General features: G+C 67.1%; 20 protein-coding genes. 7 read left to right on the top strand and 13 right to left on the bottom strand.

The features are described 5' to 3' along the window. Position 1: 1 nt before the first annotated feature. Positions 2-250 carry a hypothetical protein gene (locus ASF31_RS12820; protein ID WP_055754999.1) on the top strand — a complete coding sequence of 83 codons (249 nt, stop codon included), beginning with the start codon at positions 2-4 and terminating at the stop codon, positions 248-250. Here the strand turns inward: ASF31_RS12820 and ASF31_RS12815 are convergent. Next, positions 247-894 carry a COQ9 family protein gene (locus ASF31_RS12815; protein WP_055755040.1) on the bottom strand — a complete coding sequence of 216 codons (648 nt, stop codon included), beginning with the start codon at positions 892-894 and terminating at the stop codon, positions 247-249. The two genes, ASF31_RS12820 and ASF31_RS12815, sit on opposite strands and share 4 nt — an antisense overlap. Positions 895-1,082: 188 nt before the next feature. Here ASF31_RS12815 and rpsU point away from each other — a divergent pair, with 188 nt between their 5' ends. Beyond that, the gene (gene rpsU / locus ASF31_RS12810) at positions 1,083-1,325 is read left to right on the top strand and encodes a 30S ribosomal protein S21 (protein ID WP_026108547.1); all 243 of its coding nucleotides are present in this window, start codon (positions 1,083-1,085) and stop codon (positions 1,323-1,325) included. A 166-nt stretch (positions 1,326-1,491) separates the two neighbouring features. On the opposite strand, the gene ASF31_RS12805 is transcribed toward rpsU, so the two are convergent. The 7 genes from ASF31_RS12805 to ASF31_RS12775 all read right to left on the bottom strand — a co-directional run bounded on the left by ASF31_RS12805 (position 1,492) and on the right by ASF31_RS12775 (position 7,971). Beyond that, on the bottom strand, positions 1,492-2,850 hold the full coding sequence (locus ASF31_RS12805) for an ABC transporter permease (RefSeq protein WP_055754998.1): 1,359 nt from the start codon (positions 2,848-2,850) through the stop codon (positions 1,492-1,494). Continuing rightward, on the bottom strand, positions 2,847-3,794 hold the full coding sequence (locus ASF31_RS12800; RefSeq protein ID WP_055754997.1) for an ABC transporter ATP-binding protein: 948 nt from the start codon (positions 3,792-3,794) through the stop codon (positions 2,847-2,849). The genes ASF31_RS12805 and ASF31_RS12800 overlap by 4 nt, the downstream gene beginning before the upstream one ends. Before the next feature lie 74 nt (positions 3,795-3,868). After that, positions 3,869-5,755, bottom strand: coding sequence for a CocE/NonD family hydrolase (locus ASF31_RS12795; protein WP_200918640.1), 1,887 nt, complete (start codon positions 5,753-5,755; stop codon positions 3,869-3,871). Positions 5,756-5,822: 67 nt separating this feature from the next. After that, entirely contained in the window at positions 5,823-6,464 is a 642-nt protein-coding gene (locus ASF31_RS12790; RefSeq protein ID WP_045810279.1) for a M23 family metallopeptidase, read from the bottom strand. Between the two features lie 168 nt (positions 6,465-6,632). Further along, positions 6,633-6,857 carry a YdcH family protein gene (locus tag ASF31_RS12785; protein ID WP_055754995.1) on the bottom strand — a complete coding sequence of 75 codons (225 nt, stop codon included), beginning with the start codon at positions 6,855-6,857 and terminating at the stop codon, positions 6,633-6,635. Positions 6,858-6,907: 50 nt separating this feature from the next. Next, positions 6,908-7,372, bottom strand: coding sequence for a TIGR02444 family protein (locus ASF31_RS12780; RefSeq protein ID WP_055754994.1), 465 nt, complete (start codon positions 7,370-7,372; stop codon positions 6,908-6,910). Beyond that, positions 7,369-7,971 carry a UbiX family flavin prenyltransferase gene (locus tag ASF31_RS12775; RefSeq protein WP_055754993.1) on the bottom strand — a complete coding sequence of 201 codons (603 nt, stop codon included), beginning with the start codon at positions 7,969-7,971 and terminating at the stop codon, positions 7,369-7,371. The genes ASF31_RS12780 and ASF31_RS12775 overlap by 4 nt, the downstream gene beginning before the upstream one ends. A gap of 116 nt (positions 7,972-8,087) precedes the next feature. Here ASF31_RS12775 and ASF31_RS12770 point away from each other — a divergent pair, with 116 nt between their 5' ends. Continuing rightward, positions 8,088-8,261: a YdcH family protein gene (locus ASF31_RS12770; RefSeq protein ID WP_017505994.1), complete on the top strand. Its 174-nt coding sequence runs from the start codon at positions 8,088-8,090 to the stop codon at positions 8,259-8,261. A 72-nt stretch (positions 8,262-8,333) separates the two neighbouring features. Here the strand turns inward: ASF31_RS12770 and ASF31_RS12765 are convergent, their stop codons facing one another. Further along, positions 8,334-8,999: a DUF1013 domain-containing protein gene (locus tag ASF31_RS12765; protein WP_039245300.1), complete on the bottom strand. Its 666-nt coding sequence runs from the start codon at positions 8,997-8,999 to the stop codon at positions 8,334-8,336. Positions 9,000-9,219: 220 nt separating this feature from the next. Here ASF31_RS12765 and ASF31_RS12760 point away from each other — a divergent pair, with 220 nt between their 5' ends. After that, positions 9,220-10,047 carry a beta/gamma crystallin-related protein gene (locus tag ASF31_RS12760; RefSeq protein WP_055754992.1) on the top strand — a complete coding sequence of 276 codons (828 nt, stop codon included), beginning with the start codon at positions 9,220-9,222 and terminating at the stop codon, positions 10,045-10,047. Here the strand turns inward: ASF31_RS12760 and ASF31_RS12755 are convergent. Next, on the bottom strand, positions 10,044-11,015 hold the full coding sequence (locus ASF31_RS12755; protein ID WP_055754991.1) for an NAD(P)H-quinone oxidoreductase: 972 nt from the start codon (positions 11,013-11,015) through the stop codon (positions 10,044-10,046). The two genes, ASF31_RS12760 and ASF31_RS12755, sit on opposite strands and share 4 nt — an antisense overlap. An 88-nt stretch (positions 11,016-11,103) precedes the next feature. On the opposite strand from ASF31_RS12755, the gene ASF31_RS12750 reads away from it, so the two are divergent. Next, positions 11,104-11,307 carry a DUF1192 domain-containing protein gene (locus ASF31_RS12750; protein WP_055754990.1) on the top strand — a complete coding sequence of 68 codons (204 nt, stop codon included), beginning with the start codon at positions 11,104-11,106 and terminating at the stop codon, positions 11,305-11,307. A gap of 109 nt (positions 11,308-11,416) precedes the next feature. Next, the gene (locus tag ASF31_RS12745) at positions 11,417-11,917 is read left to right on the top strand and encodes a DUF1465 family protein (RefSeq protein ID WP_055754989.1); all 501 of its coding nucleotides are present in this window, start codon (positions 11,417-11,419) and stop codon (positions 11,915-11,917) included. A 9-nt stretch (positions 11,918-11,926) separates the two neighbouring features. Here the strand turns inward: ASF31_RS12745 and ASF31_RS12740 are convergent, their stop codons facing one another. Both ASF31_RS12740 and rpmE read right to left on the bottom strand, forming a co-directional pair. Beyond that, a complete protein-coding gene (locus ASF31_RS12740; RefSeq protein WP_055754988.1) occupies positions 11,927-13,489 on the bottom strand; it encodes a murein L,D-transpeptidase in 1,563 nt (520 codons plus the stop codon). Between the two features lie 159 nt (positions 13,490-13,648). Then, on the bottom strand, positions 13,649-13,873 hold the full coding sequence (gene rpmE / locus ASF31_RS12735; RefSeq protein WP_017506001.1) for a 50S ribosomal protein L31: 225 nt from the start codon (positions 13,871-13,873) through the stop codon (positions 13,649-13,651). 152 nt (positions 13,874-14,025) lie between these two features. Here rpmE and ASF31_RS12730 point away from each other — a divergent pair, with 152 nt between their 5' ends. Then, complete coding sequence (locus tag ASF31_RS12730; protein WP_055754987.1) at positions 14,026-15,894, top strand: ABC transporter transmembrane domain-containing protein; 1,869 nt, start codon at positions 14,026-14,028, stop codon at positions 15,892-15,894. On the opposite strand, the gene ASF31_RS12725 is transcribed toward ASF31_RS12730, so the two are convergent. After that, on the bottom strand, positions 15,891-16,934 hold the full coding sequence (locus ASF31_RS12725) for a glycerophosphodiester phosphodiesterase (protein WP_055754986.1): 1,044 nt from the start codon (positions 16,932-16,934) through the stop codon (positions 15,891-15,893). The two genes, ASF31_RS12730 and ASF31_RS12725, sit on opposite strands and share 4 nt — an antisense overlap. Positions 16,935-17,022 lie beyond the last annotated feature (88 nt).

Below are 17,022 nucleotides of genomic sequence, written 5' to 3'. Positions count from 1 at the left end.
CATGAACACCCCGATCGTTCTGTTTCTCATGGCGATGGCATTGGCCCTGATCAGTGCGTCGGCGGCTGCCTACAGCACGCCCGCAGACCCAAGGGCCTCAAACGGGGGTCGCTCACGCGTGCTGGCAGGCGCGATACTTGGCGTCGCGGTTCTGATCCTGGGCGTCGGGGTCTACCAACTTGGACACCAATCCGGTCGCGATCAGGCGCTGCGTGACAATCGCGCCGAGCTTCGTTCCGCCAAGGTCTAGGCTTTCGCCCCATACCGTATGCGGCTCAGCGCATCGCTGACCTTTCGGAACGGCGCGTCGAAGTCCTTGCCCGCCTTCCACTTCTCGAAGGCCATGACGTTTTCGATCCGGCGGGCGACGAAGGCCTCCGCCGCTTCGCGTCCGTCGAACCAGCGCATCGTCAGGGCGGGAATCAGGATGCCCGACAGGATCGTCCGCTTTGAATAGTGATTCCAGTCGGTCGCCTCGTCCCCGGCCCAGCGCCACAGATGATCCGCACTCTCCCAGGCCAGCTTCAGCCCCAGATCGGCATTGACGGGCAGGGCCAGGAAGGCGGCGCAGCGACGCGTGGCCTCCAGATCGGCGGCGCCCGCCTCCATCCGCTCGGACACGGCGCGAGCGATTCGCTCGCGAATCTTCAGCGACTTGGCGTCGATCTCATCCAGAGCCGCCAGCGCTCGCGCATCATGGCGGCGCGACAGCAGGGCCGCCAGATCGCGCGCGCCGTTGGGCAGCAGCAGTTCCTCGTCGCCCCGTGACAGGCCGCACGCCTCGCAGGCTTCGCGCACCAGACGCGCATTCCAACCCAGCGCGGGCGCGCGGGCGATGGCGGCGTCCAGCACGGTCTGTTCGGTCCGGTCGGCCCAGTCTGTCGTCTCGGTCATAAGGGCGATCATACGCCGGTCGTCATGGCGTTTCGAGCCTTGAAGAATGGTCGCGACGATCTGGACAGAAGGAGGCGGCTCGTGTATCAGCGCGCCTTCATCCGAGAGCCCGGCTGTCGGAAGACGATTTTATTTTGTTCGCCCGTCTCCCTCACAGGACGCGGCGGGCGGCCAAAGGAGAGTTTAACCTGGTTCAGATTTTCGTTCGCGACAACAACGTCGACCAAGCGCTCAAAGCCCTGAAGAAGAAGATGCAGCGCGAGGGCAGCTTCCGTGAAATGAAGCGCCACGTGCACTTCGAGAAGCCCTCGGAAAAGCGCGCCCGTCAAAAGGCCGAAGCCATCCGTCGCGCCCGCAAGCTGGCGCGCAAGCGCATGCAGCGCGAGGGCCTGCTGCCCGCGCCGAAGCCGCGCGTTCCCGGCGGTCGTTAAGACCCCGGCGAAAGCCGAAAGATTAAAGGCCGCTTCCTCTGGGAAGCGGCCTTTTTCTTTGCGTTTCGTTTCTGCGGAGCGTGGTGGAGGACTCTCGAAGTCCCACAGAAGAAGCGCCGCGCCACCTCCCCATCGCAACGCGACAGGGAGGAGACAACCGTGCCGCCTACGCCCGTCCGGTAATCGCCCGGCCGAAGCTCTTCCAGCTCAGCTTTACGTCCGACAGCGCGCCAGCGCGGAAGGCCCGCCCGGCGATCCACACCATGAAGGCGGCGGTCGCGAACATGCCGATCAGCGTCAGAATCACCTCCACCAGCGGCGGGTCGCTGGGCGCGCGGGCGCTCATCAGGAAAGGGGTGAAGAAGGGGATCCAGGACAGAACCTTGACCACCGGCGCATCCGGGCTGGTCAGGGCCATCTGCATCACCAGGATCGGCACGACCAGGATCATCATGATCGGCCCCATCAGGGTCTGGGCGTCGCGCGGCGTCTCGCAGAAGGCGCCGATGGCCGCAAACAGCACCGCATACATCAGGTAGCCGCCGACCATATAGGCGATGAAATAGAAGATCAGGCCGTCGTGCAGAAGCACCTGTCCGACCGTCGCCGCTGTCTCGGGCGAGGCCGAAATCAGGGTGAAGGCCCCGATCCCGCCCCAGACCCCCATGACCGTCAGGGTCAGCAGCGCCACGCCCAGCACCTTGCCCGTCAGGATTTCGGTCGCCGAGGCCGAGGACAGCAGCACCTCCAGGATCTTGTTCGACTTCTCCTCCATCACGCTGTTCAGCAGGATGGAGGCGCCGGTGATGACCAGCGACCACAAGAGGAAGCCGACGCCCAGGCCGATGAAGGACGGGATTCGGTCACGCATCGACACCTCTCCCCCGCTAGCCGCGCTGGGCGAGAAGGACTTCACCTCGGGCCGGAAGGTCTGAACCTCCTGCGCCACGGCGGGGGCGACCCCGGCGGCGGTCAAAAGCTCGGTGCGCCGCGCATCCCGGAGCGCATTGCGGACGAAGCCGGAGACGTCGTTGTCGGTGGCGCGCGCGGTCCAGACCTGGGCGGCGGGCTTCCCATCCATGCGGCTCAAGAAGACCACGGCGTCGAGGCGCTTGGCCTTCGAGGTCTGCTTGTCCAACGCCTTGCGGATCGCCTCGTCACGCGCCGGGCCGACGGCGTCGGCGATGGCGGGCGGCGCGTCAACCAGACGGATCTTGGGGCCGGTGATGGAGGCGACGGCGCGCCCGGCGCCCGCCTGTCCCTTTTCGGCGGCTTCGCGCAGGCGCTCGTTCTGACGATCCACATCCGCTTGCAGAGAGGCGCGCACGGCGGCGGCCAGACCCGTCGCATTGGGGCCTTCCTCGATCACCGCCACCGACTTGATCGGCTCGGAGGCCTTGATCAGCGCTGGAATGCCGCCGCCCAGCACGGCGAACAGCGGGAAGGCCAAAAGCGACAGCCAGAAGCCGACGGTCTTGGCGTAGGCGACATATTCGCGTCGCGCGATCAGCAGGGTGCGGTTCATTGGACAGCCTCCACGGATGCGACGGGTTGGTCGGGATGGTCACCGGTCAGGCCGATGAAGGCGTCGTGCAGCGTCGGCTCCTTCAGCGCGAAGCCGCGCACGTCCAGGCCGTTCAGGAAGGCCGTCTTCAACGTATCCTGACCCCCGGCGCCGGGCGCCAAGGCGATCTTCAGACGACGCACGCCGTCCTCGTCGGACAGGGTCTCGACGCCCGCCACGCCGGGTAGGGCGGCAGCGGCGTCCGCGCTGATCGCGCCGTCCAGATCCAGGAAGCGCGGCGAGGTGGCCTTGGCCTGATCCACCGTCCCCTCGAACGCCTTCTTGCCACGCGCCAGCAGCACGACCTTGTCGCACAGCCGCTCGGCATGCTGCATCACATGGGTGGAGAACAGCACCGTGGCGCCGTTCGCGGCCAGCCCGCGAATCATCGCCTCCAGGCCCTGCTGGTTCATCGGGTCCAGACCGGAGAAGGGCTCGTCCAGGATGACGAACTCGGGCTGATGCACGACCGAGGCGATCAGCTGCACCTTCTGCGCCATCCCCTTGGACAGCTCCTTCATCTTCTTTTTCTGCGCCTCGCCCAGTCCCTGCTGCTCCAGCAGGGTCTTGGCGCGCTTGCGGCCCTCCGCGACCGGCAGGCCTTTCAGCGCGCCGAAGAAGGCGATGGCCTCGACCGGCGTCATCTTCTTATAGAGACCGCGCTCCTCGGGCAGGAAACCGATCCGGTCGCGCACCTTGCGCCCGTCGTCGGCGCCCAGGATCTCGATCCGCCCCGAGGTCGCTGGCTGCAACCCCAGGATCATCCGCAGGGTCGAGGTCTTGCCCGCCCCGTTCGGCCCCAGAAAGCCGCAGATCGCCCCCTTCTCGACCTGAAAACTCAGATCGCGCACGGCGTGGAAATCGCCGTATCGCTTGTTTACCCCATCCAGCGTCAACGCCGCCATGTCGCCTCCCAAATCCCTGTCGTCAGCCTAGAATCCGACGACAGGGGACGCCAGCGACTTCGGCGCAGGGGCGCCTATTTGACCACAGGCAGATCGATGTAGGACGCGTCGTCGCCCGCGTGATGGACGGCGTTGTCGGCGACCACACCCTGGCTCTCGGTCTCGTTCAGTCCGCCCGTGTTCAGGTTGCGCACGAACTTGGGGAAGTTGGAGCTGGTGACTTCGACCCGGATACGGTGACCGGGCTGGAAGGTGTTGCTGATGGTCAGCGGCGTGGGCTGCACGGTCGACACTTGGCCCGGCGTCAGGGGCGCGGGGCGGTCATAGCCGTTGCGATAACGCGCCCGCATGATGGTGTCGCCCAGAATATAGGCTGTGCCGTCCGGCGCCACGTCCACCAGCTTGACCGCGAAATCGGTGTCGGGTGCAGAGGACGACACCTTCAGCACCGCGTCGATGAAGCCGGTGACCTGCATTGGCTCGGTCAGCGCCTCCGACGTATAGACCAGCACGTCGTTGCGCGCTTCGATCGGTCGCTGATCGAAGGCTCCGGCCGTGACCAGCCCGCCGTTGCAGCAATCGCCGCCGCCGATGGTCTGGACCGGGTTCATCGGATCATAGCGATAGCGGTCGGCCGGCTCGCCGGCGGGCGGCGCCTGAAGGCTCAGCAGGCCGTCGCCATTCAAGCTGTTGGCCCCGCCGCCCGAGCGCAGATACATCCGCACCGTCTTGACCCCGGCCGGCGGCCACTGCGCGGCCGTGCGCCAGGCGTTTTCGCCCATGTTGAAATACTGCACGTGCGGCGTGCTCTCGGGGAAGGCGCGCCGTTCGCCTTTCAGCCAGCGATCGAACCAGGCGTGCACCAGGGCGTCGCTGTCGAAGGTGGCGTCGCCCAGCGGGCGGTCGCCCGACTTGTAGTTCGGCCCCAAGCCGCCAAAAGCGCAGTGATTGTTGGGGCCGACCACGACGTACTGGTTCTCGGCCGCCTCGCGATCCTGGGTCGTGGACCGGGCGTGGTTGAACAGCTCCATGTTCGGCCCGATGGAGACGTCATACCAGCTGTTGAACCACAGGGACGGCACGCCCCAGCCCATGTCGTCGTGATACAGGCCGCCCTGACGCCAGGCCGGATCGGACGGGGTGCGCGCGATCAGCTCCTCGAACGTGCCGGCCGGCTCCCCCAGGTCCTTCAGCATGTCATTGACCGGCAGATGCCGGATCTGGCTGGGCCAGTTCACATCCGGCTTCTTGGCGTCCAGATCGTTGTAGCGGACGATCCGAGCGCGGGTTTCCTGGTCGATGTCCATCGGGATCTGGGCGCGCTGCGGATTGTCCACACCGTACAACCACACAAAGAACAGGTTGCGCGGCACGCCCCCGGTGTACCAGTTGCCCTGTTCCTGGAACCGGCCGACCTTGCCGATGCCGGCGCCCGAGGCCTGGGGCACCATGGCGGCGTGGGCGGGGTGGTTTTGGGCCGCCAGGGCCAGCTGCCATTCGGCGGAGGACGAACAGCCCAGGGTGCCGACCTTTCCATTCGACCAGGGCTGGGCCGCAATCCACGTCAGAGCGTCATAGCCGTCGGTCTGTGGATAGCCCAGGATCTGATAGTCGCCACCCGAGAAATACCGTCCCCGCTCGTTCTGGATGACGAAGGCATAGCCCTTGCTGACCCAACTCAGGGCCGAGCGCGTGGTGCGGGCGTTGTAGGCCAGCTCGTTATAGGGCGTGCGGACGAACACGGTCGGCAAGGGGCCGGACGCGTTCTTGGGGCGATAGAAATTGGTGGCCAGCCCCACGCCGTCGCGCATTGGCACCATGACCGCCATCTGCACATCCGCCAGGCGCGACAGCTCGGTCTGTGCGGCGGCGTCGCTGTAGCGCCCATAGTCCTGCGCCGAGGCGGCGATGGGCGTGGCGGCCAAAAGGCCCGCGACGACGGCGGCGACGATCCTGTTCATATCCATCCCTCCCAGAACGAGAGGGGACACTAGGATGTTTGCTACGCCCGTCGCAACGCAATGCGCGTCAGGCCTTGGCCTTCACCGTCACTTCGAAATGGCGATCAACCACCTTGGTCGGATTGACCTGCGCGCCGCCGCGACGGACCTCGAAATGCAGATGCGGGCCGGTGGAATAGCCGGTGGAGCCGACCAGACCGATGCGCTGACCGGGCGCGACCGCATCGCCGTTCGCGACATCGATCCGGCTGAGGTGGCCGTACAGGGTGCTCATGCCGTTGGGGTGGCGCACCTCGATGAAGTTGCCATAGCCCTCAGGGTCATAGCCCGTGCGGATGACCTCGCCCTCGGCGGCGGTGAAGACGGTCGTGCCTTTCGGCGCGGCGATGTCGACGCCCTTGTGCGCGCGCGCCTTGGCTTCGATGGCCAGTTTGCGCAGGCCGAATGGCGAGTTGATCGCATAGCCGCGCACCGGGGCGGTGAAGGCGATCTGGCGCGTTATAGGACCCGCCTTCTCGACCTCGGCCTTCAAGGGCGGCGACACCGGCGCGGCGATCTGGGTCGGCGGCGGCAAGGCGGCCTCGCGCGCGGCATTTGGCGCGGCGGCGGCGGCGAAGACGGCCACGGCGGCGAAGGCGGCCGTCTGGCCGGAGTGGATCAACAGGGTCTTGCACCGCGCCATCGGCGCGTTGGACAGCAGGCGTCGCATTCGGCGGCCTCTCCAGCGTCTCTACGCTCTGGAATGAAGGAAGCGGCGCCCCGACAGCGCACGGCGTTCCGTGGGAGGACGGCTTATGCCCGCTGGCTTTGGCGACTTTGGGGCTAGGGCAGGGCGGCGGATGGTCGCAGGGCGGAACCTGCCGCTCGCCCGGCCAGATCAGGCGATGATGTCGGGCAGGATGCGGTCTTCCAGCTTCACGATCTCGTCCTTCAGCGCCAGCTTCTTGCGCTTCAGCCGGGCGATCATCAGCTGATCGGGAATGGCGGCCTGACCCAGAGCTTCGATCGAGGCGTCAAGGTCGGCGTGTTCCTGGCGCAGATGCTTCACCCGCGCGTGAAGCTCGACCATTTCCTCGGTGATCGCAGGCGTGTCGTCATTCATCGTGTCATCTCCACGCCGCTCGTCTCAGGCCGCTTATAGCCACGCTGATCTCAGGCCGGAAGGGCGTCTGCGAGACGGATCAGGGCCGGGCGCGGGGTGACGTCCGCCCACATCCGGGCGGTGGCTGCCAGGCTGTCGATGATCGGGCGGGCCGGTCCGCTGGGTTCGGGGGCCAGCGCCTCCAGCGCGTCCAGCAAATGCCGTTCCGCCTCCAGCTCCAGCGCCTTGATGCGGTTGCGCACGCTCTCGCGCGGGCCGTCGTCGATATCGGGCACCGGCGCTTTCAGTATCCGCCGCACCGAACGCAGCCGGGCGACCACGACGCTGTCCCAGGCGCGGGCCGTGTCGCAGGCCGCCTCGATCGTCTCTTCGTCGGGCTTTCGGCCTGTCGCCGCGACCCAGGCGGACCACAGGAGCACGGGCACGTTCTGGTCGTGGCTGTCCTGCAGCGCCAGACATGCCTCGCCGACCCCCGGCGCGCCATAGGCGGCGACCGCCCAGTCCCACAGCCTCATGACTTCAGGCCTTCCCAGCGCCGCACCGCGCCCCAATCCAGGCCGAACAGGTCCAGCGTCCGCCCCACCGACTGATCGACCATCTCCATGATCGAGCTCGGCCGGGCGTAAAGCGCGGGCAGGGGCGGGGCGATGGTCGCGCCCATTTCGGCCAGGGCGGTCATGGTGCGAAGGTGGCCCAGGTGGAACGGCGTCTCGCGCACCATCAGCACCAGCGGTCGCCGCTCCTTCAGCGTCACGTCCGCTGCGCGCGTCAGCAGGGTCGAGGTCACGCCCGTCGCGATCTCGCTCATCGTCTTGATCGAGCAGGGGGCCACGATCATGCCCAGGGTGCGGAAAGAGCCGGAGGCGATCGTCGCCCCCACGTCGCCCAGCTTGTGAACCACCGACGCCTTGGCCGTCAGTTCGTCGGGCGACAGATCGGTCTCCTGCGACAATGTGAGCAGGGCGGCCTTGGTCACGACCAGATGGCTTTCGACGCCCAGATCGTTCAGCGCATCCAGCACGCGGGCGCCATAGACGGCGCCGGAAGCCCCTGAAATTCCGACCACCAGTCTGGCAGGCGGGTTCCGTATGGCTCCGTTCACATCATCGTCCATTTTGGGGGTCAGCCTCCTTGGGGTCCGGGGCGACGGGCTGTCACTGGAAAGTGATTACACAGCGCGCCAAACCGGGCGCTCACTCTACTGGTCCCTAACCAAAGGAGGCGCAAGCCATGACCATCGAGGCTCGTATTCGCGAACTGGGTAATCGTCATCGCACCCTGGATGAGACCATCCAGAAGGAGCTTACCCGCCCGTCCACGGATCCGTTGCAGGTCAGGGCGCTGAAGCAGAAGAAGCTTCGGCTGAAGGAAGAAATCACCAGTCTGGAGGCGCGCGCGACCTAGCGCCGACCTCCCGAAAACGACGACGGCCCCGGAGATCGCTCTCCGGGGCCGTTTTCATTGCGCGAAGGCGGATCAGTCCTTGGTGCCGAACACCGATTCCGCCGTCGGCTCGGCGCCGGGACGTTGGCGGGCTTCCGGCACGAACTCGGGCTCGGCCTCGACCTGTTCGACGGGCTGGATCGTGCCGCCGCCGTTCTTCAGGTCGTCCTTGGCCTTCTTGTCGGCGGCCTTCTTGACGATCTCGTCCAGCGCCAGCTGGCCGACCAGGCCAAGGGTCACCGGATCGACCGGCTTGATGTTGGCGCTGTTCCAGTGGGTGCGGTTGCGCACGCTCTCGATGGTGGACTTGGTCGTGCCAAGCATCTTGGCGATCTGGGCGTCCGTCACCTCGGGGTGGTTGCGCACGAACCAGGCGATCGCGTCGGGGCGGTCCTGCCGACGCGACACGGGCGTGTATTTCGGGGCCGGCTTAGCCGACTTCAGCAGTTCAGCGTGGCGGCTGACGATGGCCTTCATGCGATAGTTTTCGTCGCCCTGGGCCTTGTCCAGTTCTTCGCGCGTCAGCTGGCCGCCGGTGACGGGATCCACGCCACGGATGTCGCGCGCCACGTCGCCGTCGGCGATGCCGCGAACTTCCAGCGGGTGCAGGCCGCAGAAGTCGGCGATCTGCTCGAAGCTGAGAGAGGTGTTGTCGACCAGCCAGACCGCAGTGGCCTTGGGCATCAGAATGTCGCTCATGGGGCGTTCGTCCCGGTGTTGTTGAGCCGCCGAATGAGGCTTCGGCTGGCGTTGGATACGACGGCGCCCGGCCTTTCGACCGGGCGCGTATGATGCCGATATAGGCCTATTCGACACAAAAGAAAACGCTGAGCGACAATCCCATACAGCAACGGTTCATCCGCCCTGACGCAACCTTCGCGGTAATGAAGCTTTTCAGCTTCGGGAGAGGAGAACCACCATGTCCATTCTGCTTGGCGCGGCTCTGGCCGCAGCGATGGCTTCGGGCCAGGACTATGCGCAGCAACGCGTCGCCCCGCGCGGCGGCTATACCCAGTCGTGTTCGGAAGCCTATGTGAATCGCGGTCGTCTCTATGCCGATTGCCGCGATACGCGCGGTCGGATGCGCGGCACGTCGATCGAGCTGAACCGCTGCGGCGGCGAGGAGATCAACAATGACAACGGCCTGCTGGTCTGCGGGCGGTTCCGTGGCGACTATGAAGACAGCCAGCCCGGCCGTCCCGGCGACGGCTGGGGGCCCGGCAACGGCGGTCCAGACTGGGGCGCTGGCGCCGGCCGCGCGCCCCAAGGCAGTTATCGCCAAAGCTGCACGGACGCCTCGGTGCGCGGCGGTCGCCTGTTCGCCCGTTGCGAGGGCGGCGGTCGGGATCGTCGCGCCAGCTCGTTGGACTACAGTCGCTGCGGCCGCTTCGACATCGCGAACGAAAATGGTCTGTTGGTCTGTGGCCCGGTGCGAGGTCAGTGGGAAGGCGAAGGGGGATGGGGCGGCGGCAATGGCGGCGGCTGGGGTCGGTCCTCGATCACCGTCTATGACGACGCCAACTTCCGGGGCGCCTCGCGTGAGTTCACCAGCGAGGACCGCAACCTGGGCCGCACCCCATTCAATGACCGCATCAGTTCGATGCGCGTCGAAGGCCGCTGGGAAGTCTGCACCGACGCCGAGTTCCGGGGACGCTGCCGCATCGTCGAAGGCGATGTCCGCTTCCTGAACGGCGGCTTCAACGACAACATCTCGTCGCTGCGCCCCGTGCGTGGCGGGCGCTACTAGACGCTCAGCACGATCTTGCCGATGTGCCCGCCGGCTTCCAGTTCGGCGTGCGCATCGGCCGCCTGCTCCAACGCGAACACCGCCTGAACCGGCGGCTTCACCTTGCCGGAGGCGACCCACGGCCAGGCGGTCGCCTCGACAGCCGCGGTCAGACGCGCCTTTTCGTCCGCCGGGCGGCTGCGTAAGGTCGATCCCGTCAGGGTCAATCGCTTCAGCATGATCCGCTGCAGATCCATCTCGACCCTGGGGCCGGTCAGGGAGGCGATGACCACCCAACGCCCGCCCGCATTCAGACTGTTCAGGTTCAGGGCGGCGTAGTCGCGCCCCACCATGTCCAGAACCACGTCCGCGCCGCCCGCCTCGCGGATCTGCGCCTCCAGATCATCGCTCTTGGCGTCCAGGCTGATGTCCGCGCCCAGCGCCTTGGCGGCTGCGGCCTTGTCCGCCCCGCGTGAGGTCGCGATCACTCGGGCGCCGGCCGCCTTGGCCATCTGGATGGCCGTGACGCCGATGCCGCTGGTCGCCCCGTGGATCAGCAACGTCTCGCCGGCCTTCAACGCGCCGCCCTCGAACACATTGGCGAAGACGGTGAAGACGGTTTCCGGCAGCACGGCCGCCTGCACGTAATCCAGACCCTCGGGGATCGGCAGGACATGACGCGCATCGACCACGGCCAACTCCGCATAGCCGCCGCCGCCCAGCAGGGCGCAGACCCGGTCGCCGACCGTCCAGCGCGTCACACCCTCTCCGACGGCGTCGATCTCGCCGGCGATCTCAAGCCCCAGAACGTCCGATGCGCCTGGAGGAGGGGGGTAGGCGCCGGTACGTTGCAGCAGGTCCGGCCGGTTCACACCCGCCGCCCGCACCCGGATCAGCACCTGACCCGGCCCCGCCACGGGATCGGGCCGTTCGGCGATCTTCAGGGCCTCGACCGGTCCGGAACCGCCTTCGATTTCGATCACGCGCATCGCACTCGCCTTGCATTCGTCCGTATCCGGGCGTTCAGATAGGGACCGTGGACCGCCTTGGCCATGACAGCGCGAAAGGAAGGCGACGATGTTCGAAGATCTTGAACCCCGCCCGCAACGCGGTGAACCGCTGCGGGCTCTGTCACGCGAAGATCTGGATGTTTACGCCGTCGAGGATTTGCAGGAGCGGATCGCCGCGCTTGAGGCCGAGATCGCGCGCTCGCGCGCCGCGATCGAGACGAAACGCTCCAAGAAAAACGCCGCTGACGCCCTGTTCAACTTCGGTTCGTGATCGCGAATGATCCGCTGGCATGGCATGAGCGTTGCATCTTTCGTGCGAACGGCGCCGCCAGGGGCCGATTGCAGGACGGACCCGACCTTCTCTGATGATCAATGCTCAAATGACCTCCGCTCCGTCCCCCGCTGACCGCAGCCGCACCGTTCGCGATTTCGCCCGGTCCGAGCTGTTCGATCGCACCTTCCGCGAAGGCATGGAACTGGTCGAAGAAACCGCCGCCTATTTGGACGGCGAGGGCCGTCGCGATTCCAAGATGCTGTCGCGCGCCGCCGCCCTGGCCTATGCGGCCGAGAGCATGAAGCTGACCACCCGCCTGATGCAGATCGCCTCCTGGCTCCTGGTCCAGCGCGCCGTGCGCGAAGACGACATGTCGCCGGAAACCGCCTGCGAACCGCGCTATCGCCTGAACGAGCGCCGCATCGACGCCGAGCCCAGCCACGCCGAGTTGCCGATCGCCCTGATCGAATACCTCGTGCGATCGGAAAAGCTGTTCGACCGCACCCTGTATCTGGATCGCCGTATGTACGCCGACGATCAGGATCAGGCCCCGGAGAACCCGGTTCTCAGCCAGATGGGCATGCTCGAGGCGGCCTTCAGGGGCTGATCGCCCCCTTTACGGCCCGACGTCGTTGGCGTCCGCCCGGCCATCGTCGATGGGCTTGGGCAGGTTGACGCCGATGCCCAGCGCCTGCGCCAGCTTGTCGTCGCGGCCATAGACGTCCTCGCGGAACGCCACCCGACCCTGACCGTCCACGAAGGCGGTCCAGTACAGCAGACGCACCGAGATTTCCCGGCCGGTGGTCACGCGCGTCGTCTCGCGCGTGTCCTGGGCCGTGTCGAACTGGGCCAGCTTGGTCGGATCGGGCGACAGCAGCAGGCGCGCGAACTCCACCGCATTCTGCACCCGCACGCAGCCGTGGCTGCGCTGACGCGTGGACAGGTTGAAGGCGGCCTTCGACGGCGTGTCGTGCAGGAAGATGGCGTAGCTGTCGCGCAGCTCGAACTTCACATAGCCCAGCGCCGAGCGCGGACCGGCGCGCTGGATGACCGTGCCGTCCTTCACATACATGTCGTTGGCGGCCAGATACCCCGGCCCCTTGGGCAGGATTTCGCGGCGCGCGATGCCGGCCGGCACGTACCAGGGCGGATTGGCCACGACCGAGGCGAACGGCTTCTCCAGGCTGGGCGTCTGGTTCTCGGCCGAGCCGACGACGACGCGGTTGGAGTGAACCGGCTTGCCGTCCTTCCAATAGACCATGATGGCGGCGGCGGTGTTGACCTCGATCCGCTCGGGCGCGACCTCGCGCTTCAGCCAGCGACGGCGCTCCAGGTTCAGCGCGATCTGACGCGCACGATCTTCGGCCGAGGCGCCCAGCGAGCGCTGGGTGCCTGCGCCGATCCGCCCGTCTGCGCCAAGGCCATGGCGGTTCTGGAAGCTTTGCACCGCACGTTGCAGTTCGGCGTTGTAAACCAGGCCCTGCGACTTCAGCCGCGCGCCGTCGGCGGCCGACAGGTCGCCTTCGGCCGTCAGGCGGTCGATCAGGGCGGGGATGCGGCGATCGCTGTTGCCCGGCTCGATGGTTGCGCCCTGGGTGAAGCGGGGCCAGCCGCCCTGCGCCGCCAGACGGCGATAGCGGACATAGCCGGCCGACAGGTTCTGATAGCCGATGTCGGTGGGCGCCAGGCCGTCGTACCATTGGCCCAGCACGTTGCGGCTTAGGGCATCGCTGAGACCGCGCGGCAGGTCCACACGGTTCTTCTGCATTTCCCAAAGATCTTCAACCGTCTCCGGCCGCACCTTGCCCTCGGCCAGGACGCGGGCATAGGCCAGCGCCGCCGCCGTGGTCCGCAGGTCCGCGCTCGCCGGATCGGCCGCCAGTCCCACGAAGTCGAAATAGTCAGAGCCCGCCAGACCATGGCGATTGGCGCCGGCCGCGACGGTGTTCAAGGCCCGCACCCGGTCGGCGTTCCACACCGGCCGCCAGCCGTTCATTTCATAGAAGGCGCGCACATCCGCCTGCTGAGTCTCGGGCAGACGAGAAATCTGGTCGTTGAAGCTGTTGTAGAAGGCGGTCGCCTCCGGTCCGCGCTGCACGAAGACCTGCTGCGCGCGCGCCGCCGAGCCAAGGGTCATGGCCGCCGTCGCGACGCCCAGACCCAGTTGCCGTCTATTCATAGTCTTCCGCTTCTTCGATCGCTTCGGCCAGCGTGGCCGACGCCCCTGGTACCCGAACGCCCCCACATTATCGGTGTTCCGACCAAACAAAAAGCGCCGGCCTTGCGACCGACGCTCTTGGTGTTCCGATTGCTGCGAGATGTCGCAGCCAGGACGCGCTTACTTCTTGATGAAGCCGGCGAACTTGTTGTTGAAGCGCGAGACGCGACCGCCGCGGTCCATCAGCTGGGCGTTGCCGCCCGTCCAGGCCGGGTGCGTCGACGGATCGATGTCGAGGGCCAGCTTGTCGCCTTCCTTCCCGTAGGTCGAACGGGTCTGGTAAGTGCTGCCGTCGGTCATCACCACGGTGATGAAGTGGTAGTCGGGATGGGTATCCGCCTTCATGGTCGTCGTCCGGTCTCTGCGCGGTGACGATGCCGACCGTCCGTGCGCGTGAAATGAGAAACCCGCCACCAATCCTTTTTTAGGGAAAGGCCCGGCGGGAATGAGGGGCGGCGTTTACACCGGGGGGCGTTCCGGGGCAAGAGGCGGGCGAAATGACCGATCAAGCCGCCGCCTCCGCCCCTTCCGCCAACCGCGCCTCGGGCATGGCGTCGCTGGAGGGGAGGCCCAGCGCCGGCGCCCTTCTGGCCGACCAGATGTCCGAAGCGGGCGCCAAGCGCGCCAAGCGCCGCGACATCCGCCCGCTGGCGCGACTGATTCCCTTTGCCATGCGCCACAAGGGTCATGCCCTGATGGCGGTGTTCTGGCTGCTGCTGTCCACCGCCGCCTCGCTGGGCCTGACCGCCTTGGCGCGCGGGGCCATCGACCATGGGTTCGAGGCGGGCGGCGCCAATCTGAACATCTGGTTCCTGCTGCTGGGGGCCAACGCCCTGTTCCTGGGGCTGGCGACCGCCGCCCGCTACTATTTCGTCACCCGCACGGGCGAGCGCGTCATCGCCGATGTGCGAAAGGGCTTGTTCGGCCGCATCCTGACGCTGGACCCGTCCTTCTACGCCCATATGCGCACCGGCGAGGTGCTGTCGCGCCTGACCACGGACATCGCCCTGGTCGAGACGTTGATGACGACCTCGATCTCCTACGCCCTCAGAAACTTCCTGACCCTGATCGGCGGCGTCGCCCTGTTGTTCTTCGTCAGCCCCAAGCTGACCGGCTTCGTTTTGCTGATCGTGCCCTTCCTCTTGGGGCCGATCTTCATCTTTGGCCGCAAGGTGCGCAAACTGACTGTCGCGTCCCAGGACCGCTTCGCCAACGCCGTCGGCTTCGCCGGCGAAAGCGTGGACGCCATTGAGACGGTCCAGGCCTTCGGCCGCGAACAGAGCGCCATCACCCGCTTCGGCGCGGCGGTCGAGGACGCCTTCAACGCTTCCTTGACGCGGATGCAGGCCCGCGCCTGGATGACCGCCCTGATCATCGTTGTCATGTTCGGCGGCGTGACCCTTGTGCTGTGGCTGGGCGCCCAGGACGTGGTGAAGGGCGCCATGACGCCCGGCGCCCTGCTTCAGTTCGTTCTGCTGTCCGTCTTCGCGGCGGGCGCCGTTGGCGCGCTCGGCGAAAGCTGGGGCGACGTGCAAAAGGCCGCCGGCGCCATGGAGCGGATCGAGGAGCTGATGCGCGCCGTCGCCGGCATCGCCCCGCCGCCCCAGGCCACCGCCCTGCCGACGCCCCCGCGCGGCGAGGTGTCGATGTCGGCCGTGGGCTTCGCCTATCCCGGCCGCCCCGACCTTCCGGCCTTGAAGGGCTTCAGCCTGACCGTACGCCCCGGTGAGACGGTCGCTTTGGTCGGCCCGTCCGGCGCCGGCAAGTCCACGGTCTTCCGCCTGCTGCTGCGCTTCTACGATCCGCAGACCGGCATGGTCTCGGTCGACGGCGTCGATGTGCGCCAGGCCGATCCCGTCGCCGTGCGCGATCGCTTCGCCTGGGTGTCGCAGGAGACGCCGCTGTTCTCGGGCTCGGCCTTGGAAAACATCCGCTTCGGCCGCGAGAACACAACCCTGGAAGAGGCCCGCGCCGTCGCTGAAAAGGCTCAGGCGCTTGGCTTCATCGACGCTTTGCCTGAGGGCTTCGACACCCCGCTCGGTGAGCGCGGCAAGAGCCTGTCGGGCGGCCAGCGCCAGCGCTTGGCCATCGCCCGCGCCCTGGTCCGCGACGCCCCCATCCTACTGCTGGACGAGGCCACCAGCGCCCTCGATGCCGAAAGCGAACGCCTGGTTCAGGTCGCCCTCGATCAGGCGATGGAGGAGCGCACCACCCTGGTCATCGCCCACCGCCTCGCCACCGTCCTTCGCGCCGACCGCATCGTCGTCATGGACGACGGCCGCGTGGTCGAAGAGGGCACCCATGAGCAACTCGTCGCCCAGGGCGGCCTCTACGCCCGCCTCGCCGAGCTTCAGTTCCGCAACTAGGGCGCCGTGGTCCGCGCCAGATCCGGGAAGTCGCTGAATAGCGCATCGACCCCAGTTGCGGCGAAGGCTGCGGCATAGCCGGCCATGTCGCCGTGCCCGGCCGGGTCGTCGCCTCTGCGTCGCTCGACCGGCAGGAAGGCGTTCTCGGCCCGCAGGGTCCAGACCACGACCTTGAGGCCCGCCGCGTGGGCGTCGGCGACCAGGGTGCTCGGCGCGGTCGTGCGGCCTTCGGCGTCGCGCGGCAGGACCAATGTCATCTCCGGCGCGACCCATTCGGCGTAGGCGGCGATCGCTTTCAGCCCCTCGGGCGTGATCATCTGCGCATAGGTCACGTCCGCTCGGTCCGCCGGTCCGCCCTTGGCCGCCACGAGTTGAGCCAGCGGCGCATCGATCCGCGTCGCCAACCGCTCCAGCGGCCCGACCTCGAAACACTGGATGATGATCGGGGCGTCGGCGCCCGTCAGGCCCAGCCGCTCCAGTTCAGCGACGAAACCGTCCTCCATCGGCAGGCTGATTTCGGCGAAATAGGTCGGATGTTTCAGCTCCGGCGCCACGGCGATTGTCCGCCCGGTCCGCGCCGAGGCCTCGCGCGCGATGGCGACGACTTCATCAAAGGTCAGGATCGGCTCTTGACCGTCATAGGCGGCGCTGCCCGGTCGAAACGCGGGTAACCGCTCCCTGGCGCTCAGGGTCTTCAACTCGGCCAGGGTGAAGTCTTCGGTGAACCAGCCGGTGGTCTCGACCCCGTCGATGGTCTTGGTCGTCCGACGGCCTGCGAACTCGGGCCGGTCGCGCACGTCCGTCGTGCCGCCGATCTCGTTCTCATGCCGATCGATGAAGACGCCATCCCTGGTCAGCACCAGATCCGGCTCGATCACGTCCGCGCCCTGTTCGATCGCCAACTCATAGGCCGCGCGCGTGTGCTCGGGCCGTTCGCCGGAGGCGCCGCGATGGGCGATGATCAGGGGCTGGGCGCCAAGCTGTGACAGGGCGGGCGTTCCGGTCAGAAGGACGAGGCCGCACAGGATGAAACGGATCATCCGTCTTGGATAGGGCAGGGGCGCGACAGGCCGATGACCGTCTCCTCCCCACATGTGGGGAGGGGACCGCGAAGCGGTGGAGGGGTTC

This window comes from Brevundimonas sp. Leaf280 (genome assembly GCF_001422455.1).
GTDB lineage: Bacteria > Pseudomonadota > Alphaproteobacteria > Caulobacterales > Caulobacteraceae > Brevundimonas.
Note: the sequence above shows the minus strand (reverse complement) of the source record. Positions and strands in the feature narration are given on the sequence as shown.